We start from the raw sequence: 23,259 nt of genomic DNA on the forward strand, positions 1-23,259 counted from the left end.
ACAAACAGCCGTACCGGCAATCGTGCACGGTACGGCAGGCGTTCAAGAGCCCCTGGCAATCGGGCGAACCGGTTGCAATCAGGCCGTTTCAGGTTGGTAGAAGCCATAGTCGGTATAGCCGCGCGCGTCGCCACCGTAGAACGTCGTCCGGTCGTAGCGATTCAGAGGTACGCCCATGCGCAACCGGTGCGGCAAGTCGGGGTTCGAGATGAACAGGCGCCCGAACGCGACGAGATCGGCGACGCCTGCGTCAATCACCTGTCGTGCGCTGTCCGCAGTAAATCCGCCGGCCGCGACAATCGTGCCAGTGTACACACGGCGGATATCGGCGGTCGAAACGGCGGATGCGGTGGCCTCCGTATCCTCGTTGCCGCGAACCCGCGGTTCGATCACGTGAAGATACGCGAGGCCGTAACCGTCGATCCGGCGGCTGACGTAGCCGAAGGTGGCGTGCGGATCGCTGTCGGACATCGTGCCGTAAGTGCCGCTGGGCGACACGCGTATTGCAACGCAGTCGGCGCCCCAGACCGACACCACAGCGTCGAGCACCTCGAACAGAAAACGCGCACGGTTTTCGATCGACCCGCCGTATTCGTCCGTACGACGGTTCGAGCCGTCGAGCAGGAACTGGTCGAGCAGATAGCCGTTGGCCGCATGGAGCTCGACACCATCGAAACCGGCTTCCATCGCCAGCCTCGCAGCACGCCGGAACTCGTCGACGACGCCCGCGATTTCCGCAGTGTCCAGCGCGCGCGGCATCACCTGTTCGACTTCGACGATATTGCCCGCTGCATCGCGAATCGCCGCATGTTCGCCCGCCTGGATTGCAGACGGTGCAACCGGCACTGCGCCGCCGATATTGGCCGGGTGCGCCTGCCGGCCCGCATGCCAGAGCTGCACGAATACGCGAGCGCCTCTCGCATGCACGGCGTCGGTCACGCGCCGCCATCCGCGCGCGTGCGCATCGGTGTAGATTCCGGGCGCGCCGACATAGGCGATGCCGAGCGGCGATACCGTCGTCGCGTCCGTCACCAGCAGCGCGCCGGCACTTGCCCGCTGTGCGTAGTACTCGACCATCAGGTCGCCCGGCACGTTATCCGCTTCGGTGCGCATCCGTGTGAGCGGTGCGAGCACGACACGGTGAGAAAGCGAATACGGACCAACGCGAACTGGAGAGAAGAGGGTATTCATGTGTAGGCGGCGTAGTGCGGTGGTAAAGCGTCATCATCGACGCCGCACGCTGCCGACAGAAGTCATCTCCGAGCGATAACACCCATTCCGTCGCGGAATACAGCCCGGCCATTCCCCAACGGAATAACATTTATGACCTGCACCGCGCTTCTGTCGCCGGTACCGGCAAGGCAAAGTTCCGTCCTTCTTCATCGCACCATTCGACAGGAATTTTTGCCATGTATCACGTCTTTGCCTTTGCAACGCCGAACAGCGTCAAGGTACCCATTGCGCTGGAAGAACTCGGCCTCGACTACGAACTGCACGCCGTCAACGTGAAAAAGGGTGAGCAGAAGCGCGACGACTTTCTGGCGCTCAACCCGAACGGCAAGGTGCCGGTGCTCACCGATACGCATCGGACCTTCGTACTGACTGAGTCGGCTGCCATTCTCGTTCATCTGGCGGAACGACACGGCAAGCTGCTGCCGACCGAACCGCTCGCGCGGGCGCGCACATTCGAGCAACTCTTCATTCATGCTTCGGGGCTAAGCCCCGCATTCGGGCAGGCCGGCTACTTCCGCAAGATGGCCCCCGCAGGAAGCTCCGCCCATGCAATTGAGCGCTTCGGCAACGAGGCACAGCGGCAGCTAGGGCTGCTCGACCGCGCGCTTGCGCAACGAAAATTCGTCGCAGGTGACGATTACTCGATCGCGGACATCGCCCACTTCGGCTGGATCTGGCGGCGCGCGTTTCCCGACCTAGAATTGACCGGCACGCCGAACGTGGAGCGTTGGTACGATAGCATCAGCCAGCGTCCTGCCGTGAAGACGGCTATTGCGCGGGCAGAGGCGCTCGCCGCAGCGGCAAGCTGACAGCGGCTCGCCCGCTAGATGCGTTGCGCGAGCACCGCTAAAAAGAAAAATCGGTCGCACTCCGTATGCAGATCGGTACGAACCGGCGCGTGGGTCAGACGACTCTGACGTCTGCCGGCTCATTCATGACTTGTCGGGCACCGTGATCCTTGCAGGTTCCCGAAATCGCCGATCAGCGACGCGCGATGAAACATGAACAACTTCTTCAATCAGGACAACGGCGAATGACTCGAAATGTTCCAGCTCAGCGTCACGAGCAGAATTTGCGACGCTTCACTAAATGCCGCACATGACGGCACGCCGGTGGGAACGTATCGCCTTCGTCGGTGACCAGTCACCGGTGAGCATTCCGAAGGAATGATCATCCGGCATCACCAAGACCGCGATCCTCGCGATTTCGAGGACTGACTGAACTCGTAGGCGGCACGATAAACGTCTGATACGTGCAGCAGATGTGCCCTGACGAACCCGTATGCGTTTCGTTGGACTATGATCCAGTGCGCTGACGCATGCTGGGCCCACTCGATCATCAACAGATCGCCCAAACCCGCGTGGTTAAAGGATTTGGCTATGATCGACATGGGCCTTTACCGTCGCTTTTACCGTCAGAAACACACGCCCTTTGCTAGCACTGAAGACAGCGCGATTTGCGGGTAACGACTCCGGCGACACCATTGTCAATCGGCGTTCATCATACCAGCGCAGATGTCCCTTGGATTCTTGCTTGACAAGCAACCGACTAACACTCAGCACAACATCTCGGATATCCGAGTGGTCCCGTCTCAACAATCATCTCCAGGCCCCCCTGCAATGAAGCCGCGACTCCTACAAGGCAACGCAGGTTGGCGTGCAGCAGGCGATCAGTCTCCTCTACCGTCATACCCCCCCACAACTCAGCAAGCTTGGCCGTGGCTCTCCCAGCATCCCACGGTTTGGCACTTTCGCCAGAAATCTGCGCAAACGGACCGTCGGTCTCTGTCAGCACACGATCTATAGGCATACTTCTTACCAACGATCGTGCCTTCTCGGAGACCAACATGGCGGGGCCGACGCTGAACCAACAGCCTAGAGCGATTGCCCGCTCTAGGTCTCGCTTGCCGCCTGTAAACCAATGAAGAATTGGCGTCCCGGCTCTGGGAAATGCCTCCAAGCGATCTAACACTGCCTTGGCTGCACGACGGCTGTGAATAGACATGATTCTGCCACCAACAAACTGACAGGCATTCAGTATGTGATCAAAGGCAGCGACCTGTGTATGCCAGTGCTGCTTTAACTCAGGTCCACCATCTAGACCGATCTCTCCGACATACATGGTCTCATGCAAATGCTTATCAAAGAGCGGCAGTTCTCCGATTCGCTCATGTGCGATTTGCGGATGCAAACCGAGCGCTGTCCTTATCCGTGAGCCTGATGCGGCGAGCGCAGAGGTACCTTTCCAAGCGCTTGGCGTCGTCGTCACTGATAGAACATATACCCGCCGCGCAATGATCTCCTTCACGATCAACTCGGGATCGGGATAGAGGTCTAGATGTGCATGAAAATCGATCACCGCACACCCAGCGCAAGCATTAGCGACTCGATTTCCGCCAGGCCTCGTTCGACCACCGCAGCAAGAGACGGCTTGTCAGTCACCAGGCTTGAACTTAACGTGGAGCCGAGCCACCGATTAGTTCCTACCTCCCGGCGTTCTGCGATGCCAATCAGCGCTGAGCGAACGTCATCGAAACCAGCATGCTCATCATCATCCAAGGCGAGATTGTCATAGACGTAGTGAGTCGTGTCGCCTCCATTCCATGCGTGAAATGCAGCTCGCCGAACCAAGCACGGTACACACCGCCCGCAGTGCTTATAGCCAAATTGCTTGAATCGCCCGCAGCTTGTTGTCTGATACGCGTGCGCGGCAAGCAGGGGCTGTCCGAGGCATTCCTCGAGCATCTCGCCTTTGGTCTTAAAGCGATACGGATTGACAATCCGGACTCGTAGACCGGCAGCGTCCAATACCTGCTGCAACAATGAAAAAACGATGGGATGCGTTGTCCGAGTGCTGAGGCTTCCGAGTCGCCCACCTGTCAGAGGAGGGTTGAGCGCGATAAAACCATTCTCACACACGTATAGCGTGACTTCGTCACCCGCGTGGTACCGTGCTAGGGTCGTCGCCATGAGTACGCCGTAAGCGAGAAAGATAATTGAGCGTGCACGCTGCGACGGCGGATTTTCGGCGTCTGGAACGTCGGCATTGTGGTTCACTTGGAAATGACGAAGACCTCCACCAATTTCCGCAGCGAATGCCACTTGCTTTTCACCATCGCCTCGAACCATTTGACTGACCGCGAGCGGCCGCCTACCCTGCTCCACCAAATCGATGGCGCCGATGTAGCTGTCCAATCCTCCAGAAAGCAAGACGATACAGTCCTCTGATGGATGCTCTGGTTGCCGTTCGGGCTGTGGAAAGATGCCTCCCTCGACAAATCGCAAAGTCCAACGATCCGTGCTTAGGTACGCTAGCAGCTGTTGTAACGTTGCAGCGTTATCGTTCCAGAATGGCGCATCGGCAACCGATACCGTCAGATCGAACTCTCTGGTCCACCCGTCCGGACTGCGGTCTCTGTGACCGGCAAGGTCCGAGGACACAACGGCTAGTGCAAGCGACAACAAATCCCATGCCCGAGCCGCAGGAGCAACTTTCTCTCGCACAATGGCTTGTTTCAATGCCGCACCAACAGACCCTCGCATAGGATTGCCCGAGTTGCCGTAGAGCACCACATCGAGATCGCTGGCGATTCCGGAAAAATCGAAATCTGAAAGCGCACATGTAATTTTCATTCGGCATACCCTTCAAATACTAGGAAAGTCTCTCGAATCGCGCTCTGGACAATTTGGGTAATCCTCCCCGCTGACAAATGCTGCCCGGCTTCTCTGAGCCTCCGGAATGAGGCCGCGACCGTTTCCCGAACGTACTCCCGAATTTCCTTGAGTCGACCAAGCCCAATAGCGGCGTTCGGGGCCTTCTCACGGATGGTTCGGCCTATGTCTAGGTCGATGCGACGAAAAACATCTCCAGCCACAAAACGCTCGACGGCCAGCTCACGCTGCTCCGGAAGTAGGTTCAACAGATCCGCATCCGGAAATTGGTTAAGAACATCCGAAAGAGCGTCCTTAATCGAAGTTCGGCTCGCCTCGGCGTCCTGTGTGCCATCGACTGGACGGACTGCTTCGACCACAGCATCCATAACTTCATCGGCCGATTTACCAACGTTCAGCGCGGGGTCAAGGGGATTACCTGGTGCTCCAGCAGAATCTCCTTGCACGCCGGAAAGTGCTGAGTACAGCGCCTGCGCAGTCTGCGCGGTGCCTCCCATACGACGAGTTGCCGTCGCACTTCCCCCATAGCCCTTCCTTACATATTGCCCGAGGCCGCGGCGCATGCTTGCGCGATCTCCGCTACGTGCGTATTCCCCCAAATTTCGGTTGGCGCCAAGAAATCGGCGAGCGGGTGCTATCGGGATCGGTTGCTGAGACTCAGCAGGTGCTGAAGGAGGAGCAACAGGCGTAGGCTCTCCTGGCGCTGGCGCCGCCTCGGTTGGAGCGCTTTCGGGTAACGGTGGTGGGAGCGAAATATCAGGAACCCATGGCGGAACCATGGGAACGCCCGACGGCGACCCACTACTTGATTGCGACGTTCCCACTGCCCCTCCTTGCCTTTATTGCATTCTTTACTGGCTTGGCAACATCGTCATCATCGTTCCACGCATCAAAAACAGTCTTTGACCACTGCTCATCGGCAATCTTGGGAACAATGCTGGCCTTGATTTGCGCGGCCGGGCGCTCTTTCAAAAATCCTGAAAGACGGGCTCCTTGTGGCGCATCTGCAGCCGCCACAGCCATACAGGCGTCCAAAATCGGAGGTGCTCCCCATTCCTGTTCCTGACGGGCGCGGCCTAGCAGCCTATCCATAATTACTGACGTCTCAGACCGCGGCAGGGCAACAAGTCGATCTCTGATACTGCCCGCCATTTCGGGATGCTCAAGCAACGCTTCCAGGAGGTCGGCAGCTTCAGCTGACAGCCGGTCTTCTGGCGTAATCAATGGGGCATGTTCGCGACTCACATAGAGCGCCCCTCGCAGATCCGCTCCACCTAATTGCGGTGGCAATCGCAGCCATTCCGTGATGAACGAATCATCCCATGGCGGCCTTCTGTCAACTGTCTCCCCCGCCATGGATTTTTGCTCCCAGTCCAGAAGAAATGCAGGCTTTCCGTCATCGCTTTCTGTAACAGCCTTGATCAGATCCAAATACGCCTTGGGATTACCGCACCTCTCAAACAGAAGCACCTTTGCAAGTTCAGACTCATCCACCCCAACGCCCTGGGCGCGAGACATCGACATGCGGATCGAAAGAGCGTTCAAGAATCGCTTTATCAGGCGTGGATTGCCGGCAATTCCCGTCGCGCTTGTCATCAATGGAGCGAGACGGTCTGCAACATCAAGCCGAGCTATTAGCTCATCAGGTAATTTGTCATTAAGACTTCTGATGAACCTTAGATCTACACGCTTTCCTTGCCATGTGAGGCCCAACTGAGCGCAGACCGCGCTTCGAATTCGTTCTCTTTCTTCTAATTCTAAACCACTATTTTCGACGAACAACATCATCATATATGCTCGGACCTCCTGCGTTCCTAGTGGCGGAACGCGAATCGGAACCTGAATGAGCTTGTCGAAGTAGTTAACGACCAAATCGTCATCCACACCCTGGAAGTGACGTTTAACTGCGTGCTTTATCATCTCGTCGTCGGCCGCGATAACGAATGCCGTGTGCTCCAAGAAGAGAAGCAGACGGATTGCCTCCAGCGTAGAAATCGTAGTCTCTGGCAAGCAACGATCCAGATCATCGATAAGTACCACGAGCGTGACGCCCATATCCTTGAGCACATCTTCAAAGTTGCTTCGAAGTGCCTCAATTTCTTTAGGCGGCGACGATACCTTCTTGGGTTTTAGGAGTCCGGTTACGGTCTTTTCACCGTCTTCTGCTGCCGTCTTGACCTCGCCCAAGTCGTCTTTATCGAATTGACCAGCAATCAGATTTTTCCCAATGCCCCACAGCTCCCCCAAAAATCCGGGCGGAGGGAGGCCCAGTGCTATGGATGCCGCGGAACCTGTTGCGAGTTTCATTGCACGGAACCAGTTGACCCGAGCAAGTAAATCTTTCGCTTTATCTACCGCCGTCTTTCGTCGTTCCGCTTCCGCTGCCAACGTCGAAGCGACGACCTCGATTAGCGCGGCTCGTGCGTCATCGTAACCTTGGTAAAGCCACGCGTTGAATTCAACAAAGATAAAATCATTTGCCTGTTGATCGCCGTCAGTCGTTTTCGGGGCTTTGTCTTGCTCCTCCGATAACTCCTTGCGAATCAACTTGATCATCGAAGACTTTCCAACACCCCAGGCGCCGGAAACACCAATAGAGACAGGACGAGCGTGAGCCTGCCGGATAATCTCCGCAACAGTCTTGGCGATACCATTGAAGTTCAGAAAGTCCTGTGCAGTTTCGTTGTCAGTCCACATTGCCGCTAGCTCCCATAAACTTCATAACTCAGCTTTGCAATTGTCCAAGCGGTTTCATTGTCCATGTTCTCTCGCAAATTTGACCAAGAAATTTCGAAGCGAAGTGACGGCGGCGTCCTGAATACCGGCCTTCGCTAGTTCGTCGTAGACATTCAAGACGTATGTGGTGCAATTCCCCGATTTTCCGCTAGCTTGCTGAATGAGCTTCAACAAATCATCCCTCGACGTTGCGATCAAGACATTCTTCCCCGTATAGATAGGCACGAGCGCCTGCACTACTCCGGCGCCAGTTGCTGTAACCTCAAGGCTCTTCAGTTCAAACCCCTTACCCTCCCGTTTCACCAAGTATGCCTCGACATCGACCCTACGTTCATCCGGAAACTCGAAGGCAGTGCCAACGCACCCATCCAACTTTGAGCAAGGCCTCAGATTGAGCGTAGGACACGGACACGCACGTGTTCCCCAGTTCACAATCGACGCTTTGTCGAAAACACGCTGATAACCACGGAGTTCGGCGACAACCCGCTGCGTGCAGCCGTAGCCGTCCTCCCATCCGTCTATCATTAGCGAACCATATCCAAATACCCACATGGCATTTCACCTTTGGAGATTTGAGGACCTCGTGCCGGGATTTCCCCCAACGAAACGCTGAGGCGCGAGCACAGCTGCGGCGCGCCGAGCGAGAACGCAACATTCCCCCAAAAAATGGCCGCTGTTAAACTCGCCGTGAAAATGACTGAAGCGATCAAAGGCTACATACTACGGCCTTACGTGAGTCGCCAAGGCTTCTGATTAGTCTCGGCATCCGGACCACCAAGGAGTATGCCCAGTGGCTGCGTCGGCGTATCTCAGAGTATCACTTACGCGCACCCACGCGAATTCTCCAGAAGAGCCGAAGAGACCTGACACAAAGCACGGGCAGGCGTAGAATTGCTGACCGCATTGCCCCTAGCTTCATTAGTCATGAGTAACCCTGTTGGGCCAGCGGCTGTAGCGAGCTGCTCGAACCGCACTGCAATGAACTTCGGGAAGTTCTGTGGAAAGCAATAACCTAAATGGATGGAAGGGTCTGGTGAACTACAGTGCCAATGTCGATGCAGCGATTGCACAACTGATGACGCTCTTTCCGGGAGTCGCAAATTTATTTACATGGAAGGATGCGATATACCGTGCCCAAACCATGTATCAAGCGGAACAACCGGGGCAGGCGGATCTTCAATTGTATGTGGCACATCGTTGGGTCCAACTGGCGGAATCTAACTGCCTCGAAGTGTCTTCGGACCCGATCAGCGGCCTTTCGGTTCGTGAATCCCTTAATAGTGAGCAACCGTCACCAGCCGGCGCAATTATGCGCAAAAAAATCGCGAAGCTTCTTTTTAAGAAACTGAGCGTGCTTGCCGATGGCAGGCTGTTGCAAATCTATGAATTCATGGCAGCGTTTAAGAGCGCGACCAACGAATCGCTGGCTTCATATCAAAGCGATTTCGAAGCAGTAATCGATGACCTGTGTGCAAAGCAATATGTAGTTCACCGACGGGCTGGTCGTCATGGGATGGATCTATTCTCTAAGGGAATCGACTTCGACAGTTGGGCCGAGGAGATAACGGGAGGTGTTCGCGTGGCAACGGGTAATATATTTAACTTCCACGGCGCAGTCGGCGCGGTGCAGACCGGACCTGACGCGGTAGCGCACGTCCAGCAGGTTGTCGGCGCCGACCAGCTTGCTAATCTAAAAAGCGCACTACAAGCGGTTCAAGCTGACCTAGGCAAAGCAAATATCTCGACAGACGAGCGCGACGAGGCACAAGAACTGATTGAGAACACCATCGCTGAGGTAGACAAACCGAAGCCAAGTCGTCTAACGCTCAACTCGCTCCTAAGCGGTGTAGCCGCTGCAACTCAGATGCTGAGCGCAACGTCGGACGCATATAAAACGGTGAAGGATGCGCTTGTGCCCTTTGGGATCTCTCTGCCATAAGCAGCTACTCTTTCCAAACACGGCTTACCGACCCATCGATTCTTGGGCGCACTAAGATGGATTTGCATCGCGTCTCGCCGGAGAACTATGATGCACAGCTTTGGCGCCCTTACGGAAACCTCGGTCCGCAGTCATGAATGCCTCGAGCATGTGTGGGATCAGCGTCGTAGCGTCGACCGCGTCGCCGTAGGTCTGCGTGTGGAGCGCCGCATAACGGTCAAGGTCGACTTTCAGATGGGCTGGACATGAAAACGTCAGCTTGACGGTCTGCGTATCGGGCAACGGCCCCAGCCGTAGCTTCTTCGGAGTTGTACTCACGGCATCGGCCCTCGCTGGACAAAGAGCGGCTGGTACGGCCGCAACACCAGATCCTTGTTCACCATCACATTGACCTGAAACCCCGGCCGTACTGTCAGCGTCGGCTGGATGCTCAGGTCGCGGCGCGTGATTTCCTGACCGACCTGATTGGCCGTGTCCTGCGAGCTATCCCGCAACGCGATAACCGTATTGCCGTTGGCGCTGCCCTGATTCGAGACGGCCAGCTCAGAGCCGACGCCGAGCATCGTGGACAGCACAGCACCCGTCAGAATGCGCCCCCAATGCCAGTCCACGCCATCTTCCAGGCCCGCATAGCCGGCCGGGTCAATACCCGGCAGTTTGTCGAGCGCGATCGACGAGGTATCGGGCAACACCAGGCGCAGCCATACCAGCAGCACGCGCTGCTGCCCGAACGCGACCTGGCTGTCGTAGCGGCCGATCAGACGCGAACCTTGGGGGATCAGCAGATAGTGGCCGGTTGCCGTGTCGTATATGGGCTGCGTGACCTCGGCGATGATCTCTCCGGGCAGGTCGGAATTGATGCCAGTCACCAGCGCCGCCGGAATGACCGTGCCAGACATGACCGTGTACGGCGAGGCCGGCGCCAGCAAGCTGCCCGTGTTACTTGTCGCAGCATCGCCGCCCTTGGCCATGAAAGCTTCTTTCTGGTCCTGCCGGTTCTGGATCGCCGTCGGGTCGTTGGGTTGCGCGGCTGTGGATGCCCGGCCAGCACCCATCGGATTGAATGCGCCTGCCCCGGCATTCGCCATCGGCGTAGTGCCCGCCGACGCGGAGACCGCATCGGGCTTGCCGGCGTCGCTGCCGGTGTGGAAGAACACCGCCGAGCGCGCAATCTCGTCGGCGTGGCGCTGCCGGTCGATGTTCTCGGCCGATGGTCCCGGATTGACATTGCCACCCGGCAGCGGCGGCATCGCCGACGCTGCGCCCCAGTCGCCGGGCAATGGCGGACCGAGCTGCGGCACGCTGGGCGGCGACGCTGGCGCGGGCTTGGCTGGTAGCTTCGAGTAGTCGGCCGGCAACTGGTCGAGGTCGTCGGCTTTGGCGATCCGATCGACGTTGTAGAGGTTGGTCTTATCGCCCGAGCCGTGCCGGTCCTTGGATTGCAGCGCCCACATCGACGCGCCAGCCACGGCCACTGCGAGCAGCGTGGCGGAGAAGGCCAGCGTGCGACGATTGAGCCGCGTAACCGCGCGCGGTGCTGCGCGCAACGCAATGCCCTCGGGCGCGACCTTCGGTGCGGGCTGGGCCTCGTGGTCAGTCGTGCCCATGACCGGCTCCCGCAGCGACGCCATCGGTACGCTCGATGCGTACCACGGCCGCCTTGTCTCCGCCCAGACGCAGCTCGGCCGCGCCGAACAGGCGATCCACGATGTCGTAAGGCGCATGGAAACGGTAGTTCACCAGCTCGCCCTTGCCATCGGGGCCGACCACGAACAACGGTGGCAATTCGCCCTGCGCGATGCCGGCAGGAAACTGGATATAGACGTGCTGCCCGTCGTCGAAGGCGCGTACCGGCTTCCACGACGGACTGTCGCCCGTGATCGCATAGCGGAAATGCAACTGGTCGAGCGACAGCCCTTCCGCGGCCGGTGCCTGCGCATCGGCGGCCTGTGCCTGAGCCTGCAAGGCCAGCATCTGGTCCTTCGGATATTCCCACGACACGGATGCCATCCACGCTTTCGCGGTGGACGTGAGTTCGAGCAGATAGGTGCGCCGGCTAGTCGTGATGACGAGATTCGTCTTGATCCCCGCGTGTACTGGCTTGACCATGACGGCCACGCGCCGGCTCGCACCGCTGCCACTCGCGGTATCGCCCACGATCCACTGAACGGTATCGCCGGCGGCGACCGTTACCAGTTCCTCGCCCGGCTGCAAGCTGATGACCGTCACGCGGGCAGGACTCGCATAAACTTGATACAGCGCACCATCGGAGAACGGCCAGACCTGGATCGCGTTGATGTAGCCCTCGCGTGTCGGCACCACACTGGCCTCGGCATTAGCCTGCTCGACACGGGCTTTCGCGTCTGCGAGTTCCGGTGCCAGCTTCGCATCGGCATTGCCCGGCAGCGGCTTCATCTGGTCCGGCAACGGCAAGGGCTTCGGCACTTCCACGACCGCGACCGGCTTGGGCGGTTCCGGCAACGGCTGCGCCTTGACGGATTCGTCCAGCGAGATCGCCGGCGGCGGCTTGCCTTGCGCGGCGCAGCCGGCAAGGCTGCCTAGGAGGCCGAGGAAGGCAATGGCGGTGATTGACGGTTTCATGGCTTCTTCGCTCCTTCAGGCGCGTCCAGGTCACGGCTCCAGGACAGCCCGTTGATGTAAATGCCGAGGGGATTACGGCGCACCTGCTGCTCGGTGCGCGGGGTTTGCATGACGAGCGTGAGCATCGCCGTCCATTGCTCAGTGCCGGTGGGTGTGCCGTCGTTGAAGTGCTGTTCGGTCCAGCGCACCTGGAACGAGGTATCGCTGACGCGCACTACGCTGGTCACGTCCACCGATGCGGAGTCCTGCCCGACATGGGCGAACGGATCATGAGCGCGCGCGTAATCGTTCAGCGTCGCCGCGCCCCGGTCAGTGGTGTAGCCGTAGGCTTCAAGCCAGTCCTGCCGTACCACCACCGGGTCGATCGACAGCGAACGCACGTCGGTCACGAAGCGCGCCAGGTGGTACGCGATCTGTGCATCGGTTGGCCGGTACGGTGTCGTAGCTGCCCCGACCGCGCGGACCTGCCCGGCGTGATCGACCTCGACCACGTAGGGCGTGACGCGCGACTGGCCGGACTGCCAGACAAGGCCCGCAGCCATCAGCAGCGCAAGGCCCAGGCAGCCGAAGGCCATCAACCGCCAGTTCTTCGCCTGCACGCGCGCGCTGCCGAGGCGTTCATCCCATACCTGCGCGGCGGCCTGATAAGGCGTGGCGGGCGCAGGTGATTCGCTGTAGCGCACGCCGGGTCGTGTGAAGCGCATGGCTCGCCTCCCTTACTCGTTTGAGGAATCGTTGATGTCCGGCGCGGCTCCGCCGCCGCCGTGATCGGCCGAGCGCACGACATGCGTGGCGGTCGTTGCGCCATGCGCGATGTGCTGGCTACGTTGCAGGCGTTGCGCCCAGTCGGGCGGCTTGTCGACGGATGCCGGCGATGCGTTATCGGCGATCGTCGACGACGTGGATGTTTCGCTCGCGGCTTCGCGCGAAGTGAACGATGTGCCGGTGCTTGCGCCGGCAGCGGGCGCCACGCGATCGCGCACGGCACGGGCACCTGCCGCGACCCGCTCACCGGCGGCCTGCCCGCCACTGCGCGCGACGTTGGCCACGCCAGCACCGAAAGCTCGCGCGCCCGTCGCACCGGACGCGGTTGCGCCGGCGCGATACGCCGATGCGGCGCCGCTGGCTGCGCGCGCGGTGCCGACTGCACCACGCGCAGCGAGGCGTGCGCCAGCGGCAACTGCCGCGCCGCCGGTCACCACGGCTGCGCCGCCGGCGACAGCAAGACCCGCAACGCCGAGCGCCGTGCCAGCGGCAGCGCCCGCGCCGAGCTGTGGCGCACCGGACACCAGGCCGGTCGCAATGCCCGGCCCGAAGATGCCGAGTCCCAGCATCGTGAGCGAGGCCAGCATGATGGCGAGTGCGTGGTTCAGCGAGGGATCGGTGCCGGCCGGCGTCTGGAACTGACTGAAGATCGTCGAGCCAATGCCGACGATGACGGCGAGTACCAGCACCTTGACGCCCGACGACACCACGTTGCCCAACACCCTCTCGGCAAGAAACGCGGTCTTGTTCCAGAGTGCGAACGGCACCAGCACGAAGCCTGCGAGCGTGGTCAGCTTGAACTCGATCAGCGTCACGAAAAGCTGCACGGCCAGGATGAAGAAGCTGATGACCACGACGACCCAGGCGAGCAGCAGGATCACGATCATGTCGATGTTGCTGAAGACCGCGGTGACGCCGTTGGACATCGTGCCGACCTGTTGCAGAATCGGCTGACCGGCCTGAACACCGACGGCGGCCAAACGTCCCGGTTGCAGGAAGTTGCCAATGCTCAGCGACGAACCTGTAGCGAGCAGGCCGAGGCCCACGAACGAGCGGAAGACGATGCCCGCGAGCGTATTGAAGTTGCCGATGATGTAGGCGAACGCGCCGACGTAGAGCGTCTTGCGGATCAGCTTCGCCAGCACTTCCTCGCCACCCATCGCCCAGAACAGGCCCGCGAGCGTCATGTCGATCACGATCAGCGTGGCCGAGAGATAGGCGACTTCGCCGTGCAGCAGACCAAAGCCTGAGTCGATGTACTGCGAGAAGACGGCCAGGAACTGGTCGATGACGGAAAGATCATTCATGGCCGATCTCCTTGCGACGCCTCGAAGCTCGCCGGAATCGGCGGTAGCTCGGCGAGCGTCTGGTACTCGCCGACACCGCCCAGACCAAGGAAGAAGCGCCGCGCATACGCCGCGTCCACGACGCGACAGATCGCCCTGTCCATGTGTGCGTGCGCAACGGTGCAGCGATGGCGCAGCGCGTAAAGCCGCTGCGGATCATGTGCGAGTGCATCGGCAGTCAACGCCGGCTCATGCCGACCGCAAGCGGTCAGCATGGCGATGATGGGCAGGACCAGTGGGCCGCGCATTGCCGTCAGTTCCCGTAGAAGCTCACCGACTGCGGCGTGTATTGCGGGCCGCCGCCGATGAAGCGGGTACGGACCTGCTGGGCCTGTGCCTCGTCGGCCGCTGCCCGCGCCTGGTCCAGTGCCGCGGCGCGCTGCTGCGACACGGTGAGCTGCTGAGACTGGATCGCCTGACGTGCGATCAGCGCGAGCAACTGGTTTGTCGCCTGGCTCGCCTGCAAGGCACCGACCGCGCCCTGGCTCTGCGTCACCAGGCTGCTCAACACCCCCTGGTCGGACAGCAGGTTTTGCGCGGCCTGCGATTGCATCTGCGTCGAGGTCTGCAATGCCTGCACCGAGGTCTGCCAGCGCGTCTGTGCGTCCTGCACCATCTGCGCGTTGCTCGTGCCAGCGCCATAGGACGACGGATACAGCCGGTTGAACGTCGCCTGTGACTGCGCGACGTTGAACGTCAGTCCCTGCGCCTGCGAAATCAACTGGTTCGTCGTCGCCAGCGTGGACAGCAACTGCGACAGCGAATTGAAGTTCAGGCTCGTGAGATTGCGGCCCTGGTTGACCAGCATCGTTGCCTCGTTCTGCAACTGCTGGATCTGGTTGTCGATCTGTTGCAGTTCGCGCGCGGCAGTCAGCAGGTTCTGCGAGTAGTTGGCCGCGTCGAACACCGCCCACTGTGCGAAGCTCGTGGACGACACTGACAGCAACAAGGCCGTGACGACGGCCAGCCCGGTCTTCTTCATGGCTGAATCTCCGATGGCGTGAGGAACGAAGGCATGAGGTCGGCGGCCCAGTCGAGGCCGCTATGACGCAGCCAGGCGCCGGCGAAGCCGGGCGTGCCGGCGTTCAGCAACACGCGGTCAATGTCGCGCTGGTCTTGAGGCGTTGAAGCACCGGCGAATGCCAGGGTGGCCGGCCCCAGGTCGAGGTCGAACAGGCGATTGCCGAGACGCGACTGGTAGTAGTAGTCGCGCTTGGGTTCCGCGGTGGCGACGATCTCGATCTGCCGGCTGTTCAGGCCAAAGCCTTCGTAGATCGTGCGAATCTGTGGCTCAGTCGCCTGCGGGTTTGGCAGGAAGATGCGACTCGCGCAGCTCTCGATGATCGCGGGCGCGATGCTCGAATCCTTGATGTCGGCGAGCGACTGCGTGGCGAAGATCACGCTGACGTTCTTCTTGCGCAGCGTCTTGAGCCACTGCCGGATACGCGCGGCAAACACCGGGTCGTCGAGGAACAGCCAGGACTCGTCAAGGATCAGTAGTGTCGGTGCCCCATCGAACCGCTCGTCGAAGCGCGCGAACAGGTAGCCGAGCACGGCGAGCACCGCCGCCTTGCTCGGCATCAGCTCCTCCATCTCGAAGCCCTGCACGTCGGCGCTGCCGAGCCGGTCATGATCGGCATCGAGCAGCCGACCGTGCGCACCGCCGAGCACGTAAGGCGCGAGCGCCTGGCGCAGCGCATTGGACTGGAGCAGCACCGACAGGCCCGTGAGCGTGCGCTGTTCGACCGGCGCACCGGCGAGGCTGCCGAGCGCCGACCATACGGTGGTCTTCTCGTCAGGGCCGACGGCAATACCCTCGTGCAGCAGACGGCCTTCGACCCATTCGACGGCCCAGGTGCGGTAACTTTCGCGGTCGATGCGCGCGAGCGGTTGGAACGCGATTGCGCCATCGGAGCCGAGGTCGTAGTGCTCGCCGCCCAGGCCGAGGATCGTGGCGCGCATCGAACGGCCCATGTCAAACGCGAAGATGCGCGAGCCGCGATATCGGCGGAACTGCATCGCCAGCGTGGCGAGCAGTACCGACTTGCCCATGCCAGTCGGACCGACCACCAGCGTGTGGCCCACATCGCCGATGTGCGTCACCAGCCGGAACGGCGTGTCGCCGTCAGTGCGCGTGACGATCAGCGGCGGCCCGTCAAGGTGCTTGTTCTTCTCCGGCCCGGCCCACACCGCCGACAGCGGCATCAGGTGCGCGAGGTTCAGCGTGGAAATGCTCGGCTGCCGCACGTTGGCGTAGGCGTGGCCGGGAATCGACGAGAGCCACGCTTCGACCGCATTAAGGGTTTCGGGAATCGTGACAAAGCCCCGGCCCTGGATGACGCGCTCGATCCTCCGCAGCTTCTCGTCGGCCGCCGCCGCGTCCGTGTCCATGACGGTTACGGTCGCCGTCACGTAGCCGAACGCCACCTGATCGCTGCCGAGTTCCTGCAAGGCGGCGTCGGCATCCATCGCTTTGTTGCTCGCGTCGGTATCGACGAGCGGCGATTCCTGCTGGAAGATGGTTTCGCGCAGCAATGCAATGACGTTCTTGCGCTTGGCGAACCATTGCCGGCGCAGCCGCGTCAGCTCCTTCTCTGCTTCGGCCTTGTCCAGACAGAGGAAGCGCGTGCACCAGCGGTAAGCGAAACCGAGCCGGTTGAGGTCATCGAGCAGGCCCGGCCAAGTCGAGGTCGGAAAGCCGCGCACCGTCACGACCCGCAGGTGCTGATCGCCCAGCATAGGTGCGAGGCCTCCGATCAATGCCGAGTCGGCCAGCAGCGCGTCGAGATGAAACGGTACTTCGGGCACACCGATGCGGTAGCGCCGCGTCGAGATGGTTGCGTGCAGGTACGTCAGCGTCTCGCTGTCGTCGAGCCAGGTGATCTCCGGCATCACGCCGTCGAGCAAGTCGAACACGCGATCGGTTTCCGCGACGAAGGCGGCGAGCCGTTCGCGCCAGTCCACGCCGGACGTGGGCGTGTTCTCGTACAGGAGCTTCGCGGCGCGGGCGCGCGATTCCTCCGGCGGCAGGTACACCATCGTCAGGTGATAGCCACTCTCATAGTGGCTGCCGGTCTGCTCGAACGCGGCGCGCCGTTCCTCGTCCACCAGCCACGACAACGCCTCGGGAAAGTCCGAGTGCGGATAATCGGCTGCCGGCCGGCGCTCGGCGTCGATGAACAAGGCCCAGCCCGACCCCAACCGGCGCAGCACGTTATTCAGGCGCGCGGTCGTCGCGATCAGTTCGCCCTGTGTAGCGCTGTCGAGGTCCGGCCCGCGAAAGCGTGCCGTGCGCTGGAACGAACCGTCCTTGTTGAGCGCCACGCCGGGCGCGACGAGTCCGGCCCACGGCAGCCAGTCGGCGAGCATGGCAGGACGCTGGCGATATTCGGCGAGGTACAACATGCGAATGTCTCCACCGGTCCTCACACGTCCAGCAGCGACTTGTGCTTCAGGTGCCGTGCGAAGATCTGCATGAACTGCGGATCGACTTTCGCGCCCCATACGGCAAGCGAATGGCCGATCAGCCAAAGCGCGATGCCGGGAATCCACAGTTGCAGGCCAAGCCCGACGGCAGCGGCGAGCGTGCCGTTGGCGATCGCCACGGTGCGCGGCGCACCACCCATCAGGATCGGCTCGGTGAGCGACCGATGCAGCGGCACCTCGAAGCCGAGGGTGATGGTGGTTGGCTCGTTCATGCCACCACCGCGCCGCCGGAGAAGCTGAAGAACGACAGGAAGAACGAGGATGCGGCGAAGGCGATCGACAGACCGAACACGATCTGGATCAGACGTCGGAAGCCGCCGCTCGTGTCGCCGAACGCGAGCGTGAGGCCCGTCACGATAATGATGATGACGGCGACGATCTTGGCGACTGGCCCCTGGATCGAGTCGAGGATGGATTGCAGCGGCGCTTCCCACGGCATGTTCGAGCCGCTCGCTTTCGCGGTGCCAGTCAGCGCCAGCATCACGACGGCCAGCATCAAGCCCTGCCGTACGGGTTGAATCAGACTGCGAAGGCGTGCAAGCGGATTTACGGAAAAGCGCAGAACATGGGCATAGCTCATGAGAGTTCTCCAGAGGGAAGCACGGATGGGGATGGCGACGGCATGGCGTCGCAGAGCTGGTAGCCGGTGGCATCGAAGCCGGTCACGCGGGCGATGCGCTCGATGCGGCGACGCCGGCCGCGGCCGGCGATATGGATGACGACGTTGACGGCTTCGGCGATCAGCGCGCGCGGCGGATTCACCGCTACTTCGAGGATCAATTGTTCGAGGCGCAGCAAAGCGCCGAGCGCGGAACCTGCGTGGATCGTGGCGATGCCGCCGGGGTGCCCCGTGCCCCAGACCTTGATGAGATCCAGCGCCTCGCCACCGCGTACCTCACCGACGATCACGCGGTCGGGCCGCAGGCGCATCGTGGCGCGCACCAGTTCGGTCATCGACACGACGCCCGCACGCGTGCGAAGCGGTACGTGGTCGCGCGCCGTGCATTGCAGCTCGATGGTGTCTTCGAGCACCAGCACGCGGTCGCCGGTCGCAGCGATCTCCGCGAGCAAGGCGTTGGCGAGCGTGGTCTTGCCGGTACTCGTGCCGCCGGCGATGAGAATGTTCTGCCGCTCGCGCACCGCGTCGCGCAGGAATCCGGCCTGCTCGGTGGTCATCATGCCGTCAGCGATGTAGCGTTCGAGCGGGATGACGCCGACCGCGCGCTTGCGCAACGCGAAGGCCGGCCCCGGCGCAGCCGGCGGAAGAATGCCCTCGAAGCGTTCGCCGGTTTCCGGCAGCTCGGCGGTCAGCAGCGGCTGGCCCCGATGCACTTCCGCGCCGACGTGCGCGGCAACCAGGCGGATAATGCGTTCGCCGTCTTCCTCGGACAGCTCGGCGCCCATCGGTGCGCGGCCTGACGACAGGCGATCAATCCAGAGCGTGTGATCAGGGTTGAGCATGATTTCCACTACATCCGGGTCTTCGAGCGCGGCGGCGATCAGTGGTCCCATCGCCGTGCGCAACATGCGGATACGCCGGTCGAGCGATGTGGTGGCGAAGGATTGGCCCTGGTTTGAAATGAGCGCGCTCATGAGGCACGCTCCTGTGCTTCGGCCTGCGCCGCCGCATCGTCCAGCCGTACCGCGTCGGGGTTCAATTCCTCCACCACCTCACGCACGAGACTGCGCCCGCGCATCAGGTGGCGGCCGAGCTGTTCGACGAACTGCTCGAAGCGCGCCTTGCCCTGCGCGCGAGCGGCATCCTGGTGAGCTTCGGGAACGGGCGTGCTGACCGTGAGGAAGTAGCGGACGAACAGCGCCAGCGTCTCGATCTCGATGTTCTGGTCGCGCTCCAGCTTTTCGAACTGGCGCGAGAGTCGGTCGAGCCGTTTGGCGATGGCGGCCTCGCGCTGGTCGCCCGCGTCGGGCGAGAGCCAGGATGCGAGCGCGGCGGCGACGATGCTGGACTTCGAGACGCCTTTCTTCGTCGCCAGTTCGTCGAGGCGCCGGGCGTGCTCGGGCGGGATGAACAGGTTGAGGCGGTACTGGCTCATAGCTGGAGTCCGTCGTCGTGATCGAGGGACGCCAGCCGGGCCGTGCGTTGCATGGCGGGGTCAAACTGGCGAGGGAGCGGCAGCGGCAGATCGTCGTCATCGAGCAGTGCGAGGTCGCTGCCGGCTGGCGGCTGTTCGGGGCTGTATTCGGAGACTTCCGACAACTCCGGCTGCCTGCGTGGCCCACCGTCGTCGGCGGCGCCTGTGCCTTCGCCGACCAGACCAGCGGCGACCGACGCGGCCGGTACAGTGGGAATCGCCAGCCGGCTCCAGTCGTCGGGGCGGATCGGCGGCGCATCGGCGTAGTGCCCGATGGCGAGCGCAGGCGGTGGCAACACACGGCGCTTAAAATTTGCGTCGGTGTAGTAACGCAACTTCTTCGCCTTGATCGGTGCCAGACTGGACACCATCACCACCGCATCGTCGGGCGGGAGCTGCATCACTTCGCCCGGCGTCAACAGTGGTCGTGCGGTTTCCTGGCGCGACACCATGAGATGACCCAGCCACGGCGCGAGCCGGTGGCCGGCGTAATTGCGCTGCGCGCGCAGCTCGGTAGCGGTGCCGAGCGTTTCGGAAATGCGCTTGGCCGTGCGTTCGTCGTTGGTGGCGAATGTCACGCGCACATGGCAGTTGTCGAGAATCGAGTGGTTCTGGCCGTAGGCTTTGTCGATCTGGTTGAGCGACTGCGCGATCAGGAAGCTGCGGATGCCATAGCCGGCCATGAACGCCAGTGCTGTCTCGAAGAAGTCGAGCCGACCCAGTGCCGGGAACTCGTCGAGCATCAGCAGCAGCTTGTGGCGGCGCGCGATGCCGTCGCTGCCGTCGAGCGATTCGGTCAAGCGTCGGCCGATCTGGTTGAGGATCAGACGCACCAGCGGCTTCGTGCGGCTGATGTCCGACGGCGGCACGACGAGATAAAGCGAAACGGGATGCTCGGACGCGATCAGGTCGGCAATGCGCCAGTCGCAGCGTGAGGTGACTTCGGCTACCGTGGGATCGCGGTACAGGCCGAGGAACGACATGGCCGTGGACAGCACGCCTGATCGTTCGTTATCGCTCTTGTTCAGCACTTCGCGCGCGGCCGATGCGACGACGGGATGCGGTGCATCGCCGAGATGCTTCGTCGTCATCATCCGGTGCAGCGTCAGCTCGAACGGGCAAGCCGGATCACTGAGGAAGTTGGCGACGCCACGCAGCGTCTTGTCCTCGCCCGCGTAGAGCACATGCAGGATTGCGCCGACCAGCAGCGCGTGCGAAGTCTTCTCCCAATGGTTGCGGCGTTCGAGCGCACCTTCGGGATCGACCAGGATGTCCGCGATGTTCTGCACGTCGCGCACTTCATGAGCGCCGCGACGGACTTCGAGCAGCGGGTTGTACGCGGCCGACTTCGGATCGGTCGGGTTGAACAGCAGGCAGTGCGAGAAGCGCGAGCGCCAGCCTGCCGTGATGGCCCAGTTCTCGCCCTTGATGTCGTGGATGACGGCGGACGCCGGCCAGCTCAACAGCGTGGGGATCACCAGGCCCACGCCCTTACCCGAGCGCGTAGGCGCGAAGGTCAGAACGTGTTCAGGGCCTTCGTGGCGCAGGTACTGCCCGTCATGCAGGCCGAGAAAGACGCCCGCCGGTTGCGTCAGGCCCGCCTTGCGGATGTCGCGGGCGTCGGCCCAGCGTGCCGAACCGTAAGTGGTGACGAGGCGCGATTGCCGCGCACGCCATACCGACATCCCGATGGCGACGCCCGCAGCAGTAACGCCACTCGCGGCGGCAATGGCGCCACCCTTGAGGAACAGGCGCGGCGCATAAGCGTCGTACCAGTACCACCACTCGAACAGCCGCCACGGGTGATAGAACGGAATGCCAAGGCAGTCGAACCACGGCGAGCCAAGGCGTAGCTGGTAGCCCAGGTGTGCGGCGGTCCATTGGGTGGCACCCCAAGTTCCCGCGACCACGATGCCGAACACCGTCAGCATCTGGCCGAACAGCACACTGGTCCCGTTCATACCGGCCTCCGACTTTCTCCTGCGTCACGCGGCGAAAACGTGCCGCGTACCATGGAGCATCGGTGCCGGGTCAGTGCCGGTCAAAGACCGTTATCGGAAGATATATCGAGAAAAATGCAATATTTCGCGCAAAGGCGCATATAAGAAATACGCTGCAAACAGTGGCGCATTACAGCGTACCGAGCGAGGAAACCGAGGTTTTCGGCGATTCGATTACGATTAAAACTTTGGCGCCTGTTTCGGTGGGTTGTAGGGTGCCTTGCCATCTCCGAAGAAACGTCTGCGCGTTGCTTCGGTTACACGATCGCAGAGTTCATCGCCGACTTTGGCGTGGTCAACTTTGCACTGCTGTTGCAGTTCTTTCAATAGCTCGGGATTGGCCATCAGCGACTCGACCGTCTCGGTCGGGTCCGATTTTCCGCAGGCGGCCAGAGCAACGATAAGTAACAAGATCGCTGTCCTGCTCATGATTTCATTTCCTCCGGACTAGCTGCGTGGGACACGCGATCAGGTTTAGTTCTGATATTGGAAGATGTCACTGCGCCGACCCGCTTAATGAAACGAGTCAGGTTCTCCGATGGGTCGCGATCCGCCCTCAGCAGATACGTGGTCAGCATAGGATGTTGCCCTGCAAGCGGCCGTGCCACTATATCTAGCTCGCGACTGAAAGCTATCTGTGACTCACCAGCTAACCCCAACGCGAATCCAGCAGATACCAGCGTCATCATCAAGTCAATGGAGGCAACCCTTTCCGCGATCAGAGGTTCTTGATCGACTTGTCGCAACACCCGCTCGATCTGACGCACACAGCCCTCACATGCTTGCGGATCGCCAAGTACCAAGGGATAACGTAATACTTCTTCAAGCGGGATGCGTTTGTATGTCAAGAGCGGGTGGCGAGCGGGAATTGCTACCATCAGCGGTTCTTCCCAGACCGATTCAGCAATGATCCCATCGGCGACCTCATTCGACCTAGAAAAGCCTACGTCATATATATCGTGATGCAATCCTTTGATCTGCTCGGCCAAAGGTACTTCCGACAGGCGTATCTCGATCTCGGGTTCCTCTTGCCGACACAGTGCAAGGAAACTTGAGAAACGTGGCGGCGTGATGCCATCAGAGAGCGCGACACGCAACACACCGTTGAAGCCATTCGCAGCCGCCTTCACGCTGTCACGCGCCTGCTGGAGAGCAGTAAAGACCCGCGGCACATGTTCCCGAAAGAGTTCGCCAGCACGTGTGAGGCGGGTGTTCCGCGTAGTCCTCACGAATAGCTGTACGTCCAGTTCCTCTTCCAGTTCTTTTATCGCACGTGAGAGCGGCGACTGCTCGATGTGTAGTCGCTCAGCCGCCCGCGCAAAGTGAAGCTCCTCTGCGACGGCGATAAAACAACGTAAATGCCGAAGCTCCATGTCACATACTCGACAG

The 23,259-nt window shown here is 61.2% G+C and carries 23 protein-coding genes; 2 read left to right on the forward strand and 21 right to left on the reverse strand.

Annotated elements, in window-relative coordinates:
- Positions 1-78: 78 nt before the first annotated feature.
- Positions 79-1,191, reverse strand: coding sequence for an alkene reductase (locus AWB64_RS00705; RefSeq protein WP_060816715.1), 1,113 nt, complete (start codon positions 1,189-1,191; stop codon positions 79-81).
- 218 nt (positions 1,192-1,409) lie between these two features.
- On the opposite strand from AWB64_RS00705, the gene AWB64_RS00710 reads away from it, so the two are divergent.
- The gene (locus tag AWB64_RS00710) at positions 1,410-2,042 is read left to right on the forward strand and encodes a glutathione S-transferase family protein (protein WP_060816716.1); all 633 of its coding nucleotides are present in this window, start codon (positions 1,410-1,412) and stop codon (positions 2,040-2,042) included.
- 739 nt (positions 2,043-2,781) lie between these two features.
- Here AWB64_RS00710 and qatD read toward each other — a convergent pair.
- The 5 genes from qatD to AWB64_RS00735 all read right to left on the reverse strand — a co-directional run bounded on the left by qatD (position 2,782) and on the right by AWB64_RS00735 (position 8,192).
- A complete protein-coding gene (qatD, locus tag AWB64_RS32675; protein ID WP_063493138.1) occupies positions 2,782-3,591 on the reverse strand; it encodes a Qat anti-phage system TatD family nuclease QatD in 810 nt (269 codons plus the stop codon).
- On the reverse strand, positions 3,588-4,865 hold the full coding sequence (gene qatC, locus AWB64_RS00720; protein WP_060816717.1) for a Qat anti-phage system QueC-like protein QatC: 1,278 nt from the start codon (positions 4,863-4,865) through the stop codon (positions 3,588-3,590). The genes qatD and qatC overlap by 4 nt, the downstream gene beginning before the upstream one ends.
- Complete coding sequence (qatB, locus tag AWB64_RS00725; RefSeq protein ID WP_208603233.1) at positions 4,862-5,467, reverse strand: Qat anti-phage system associated protein QatB; 606 nt, start codon at positions 5,465-5,467, stop codon at positions 4,862-4,864. Before qatB ends, qatC begins: the two co-directional genes overlap by 4 nt.
- A gap of 238 nt (positions 5,468-5,705) precedes the next feature.
- Positions 5,706-7,601: a KAP family NTPase gene (locus tag AWB64_RS00730; RefSeq protein ID WP_060816719.1), complete on the reverse strand. Its 1,896-nt coding sequence runs from the start codon at positions 7,599-7,601 to the stop codon at positions 5,706-5,708.
- Between the two features lie 54 nt (positions 7,602-7,655).
- Positions 7,656-8,192 (reverse strand): gamma-glutamylcyclotransferase, encoded by a 537-nt coding sequence (locus tag AWB64_RS00735; RefSeq protein WP_060816720.1) that lies wholly within the window; start codon positions 8,190-8,192, stop codon positions 7,656-7,658.
- 481 nt (positions 8,193-8,673) lie between these two features.
- Here AWB64_RS00735 and AWB64_RS00740 point away from each other — a divergent pair, with 481 nt between their 5' ends.
- Entirely contained in the window at positions 8,674-9,579 is a 906-nt protein-coding gene (locus AWB64_RS00740; RefSeq protein WP_060816721.1) for a hypothetical protein, read from the forward strand.
- 51 nt (positions 9,580-9,630) lie between these two features.
- On the opposite strand, the gene AWB64_RS30675 is transcribed toward AWB64_RS00740, so the two are convergent.
- The 15 genes from AWB64_RS30675 to AWB64_RS00810 all read right to left on the reverse strand — a co-directional run bounded on the left by AWB64_RS30675 (position 9,631) and on the right by AWB64_RS00810 (position 23,243).
- Complete coding sequence (locus AWB64_RS30675; protein ID WP_075643210.1) at positions 9,631-9,897, reverse strand: DUF2274 domain-containing protein; 267 nt, start codon at positions 9,895-9,897, stop codon at positions 9,631-9,633.
- Complete coding sequence (locus AWB64_RS00745; protein WP_060817148.1) at positions 9,894-11,186, reverse strand: TraB/TrbI/VirB10 family type IV secretion system protein; 1,293 nt, start codon at positions 11,184-11,186, stop codon at positions 9,894-9,896. The genes AWB64_RS30675 and AWB64_RS00745 overlap by 4 nt, the downstream gene beginning before the upstream one ends.
- The gene (trbG, locus tag AWB64_RS00750; RefSeq protein ID WP_060816722.1) at positions 11,173-12,180 is read right to left on the reverse strand and encodes a P-type conjugative transfer protein TrbG; all 1,008 of its coding nucleotides are present in this window, start codon (positions 12,178-12,180) and stop codon (positions 11,173-11,175) included. Before trbG ends, AWB64_RS00745 begins: the two co-directional genes overlap by 14 nt.
- Positions 12,177-12,884 (reverse strand): conjugal transfer protein TrbF, encoded by a 708-nt coding sequence (gene trbF, locus AWB64_RS00755; protein WP_060816723.1) that lies wholly within the window; start codon positions 12,882-12,884, stop codon positions 12,177-12,179. The genes trbG and trbF overlap by 4 nt, the downstream gene beginning before the upstream one ends.
- 12 nt (positions 12,885-12,896) lie before the next feature.
- Entirely contained in the window at positions 12,897-14,252 is a 1,356-nt protein-coding gene (gene trbL / locus AWB64_RS00760; RefSeq protein WP_060816724.1) for a P-type conjugative transfer protein TrbL, read from the reverse strand.
- Positions 14,249-14,539, reverse strand: a complete 291-nt coding sequence (locus tag AWB64_RS00765) for a hypothetical protein (protein ID WP_060816725.1) — start codon at positions 14,537-14,539, stop codon at positions 14,249-14,251. Before AWB64_RS00765 ends, trbL begins: the two co-directional genes overlap by 4 nt.
- Before the next feature lie 5 nt (positions 14,540-14,544).
- Positions 14,545-15,273, reverse strand: coding sequence for a P-type conjugative transfer protein TrbJ (trbJ, locus tag AWB64_RS00770; RefSeq protein WP_060816726.1), 729 nt, complete (start codon positions 15,271-15,273; stop codon positions 14,545-14,547).
- On the reverse strand, positions 15,270-17,696 hold the full coding sequence (gene trbE, locus AWB64_RS00775) for a conjugal transfer protein TrbE (protein ID WP_060816727.1): 2,427 nt from the start codon (positions 17,694-17,696) through the stop codon (positions 15,270-15,272). The genes trbJ and trbE overlap by 4 nt, the downstream gene beginning before the upstream one ends.
- Positions 17,697-17,716: 20 nt before the next feature.
- Positions 17,717-17,989, reverse strand: a complete 273-nt coding sequence (locus AWB64_RS00780; RefSeq protein ID WP_060816728.1) for a VirB3 family type IV secretion system protein — start codon at positions 17,987-17,989, stop codon at positions 17,717-17,719.
- Complete coding sequence (locus tag AWB64_RS00785; RefSeq protein WP_060816729.1) at positions 17,986-18,357, reverse strand: TrbC/VirB2 family type IV secretion system protein; 372 nt, start codon at positions 18,355-18,357, stop codon at positions 17,986-17,988. The genes AWB64_RS00780 and AWB64_RS00785 overlap by 4 nt, the downstream gene beginning before the upstream one ends.
- The gene (gene trbB, locus AWB64_RS00790) at positions 18,354-19,370 is read right to left on the reverse strand and encodes a P-type conjugative transfer ATPase TrbB (RefSeq protein ID WP_060816730.1); all 1,017 of its coding nucleotides are present in this window, start codon (positions 19,368-19,370) and stop codon (positions 18,354-18,356) included. Before trbB ends, AWB64_RS00785 begins: the two co-directional genes overlap by 4 nt.
- Positions 19,367-19,831, reverse strand: a complete 465-nt coding sequence (locus tag AWB64_RS00795; RefSeq protein ID WP_060816731.1) for a CopG family transcriptional regulator — start codon at positions 19,829-19,831, stop codon at positions 19,367-19,369. The genes trbB and AWB64_RS00795 overlap by 4 nt, the downstream gene beginning before the upstream one ends.
- A complete protein-coding gene (locus AWB64_RS00800; RefSeq protein WP_060816732.1) occupies positions 19,828-21,831 on the reverse strand; it encodes a conjugal transfer protein TraG in 2,004 nt (667 codons plus the stop codon). Before AWB64_RS00800 ends, AWB64_RS00795 begins: the two co-directional genes overlap by 4 nt.
- A gap of 219 nt (positions 21,832-22,050) precedes the next feature.
- Positions 22,051-22,299, reverse strand: a complete 249-nt coding sequence (locus tag AWB64_RS00805) for an EexN family lipoprotein (protein WP_060816733.1) — start codon at positions 22,297-22,299, stop codon at positions 22,051-22,053.
- Positions 22,296-23,243 carry a LysR family transcriptional regulator gene (locus AWB64_RS00810; protein ID WP_060816734.1) on the reverse strand — a complete coding sequence of 316 codons (948 nt, stop codon included), beginning with the start codon at positions 23,241-23,243 and terminating at the stop codon, positions 22,296-22,298. Before AWB64_RS00810 ends, AWB64_RS00805 begins: the two co-directional genes overlap by 4 nt.
- Positions 23,244-23,259: the final 16 nt, after the last annotated feature.

This window comes from Caballeronia sordidicola (genome assembly GCF_001544455.2).
GTDB classification, from domain to species: domain Bacteria; phylum Pseudomonadota; class Gammaproteobacteria; order Burkholderiales; family Burkholderiaceae; genus Caballeronia; species Caballeronia sordidicola.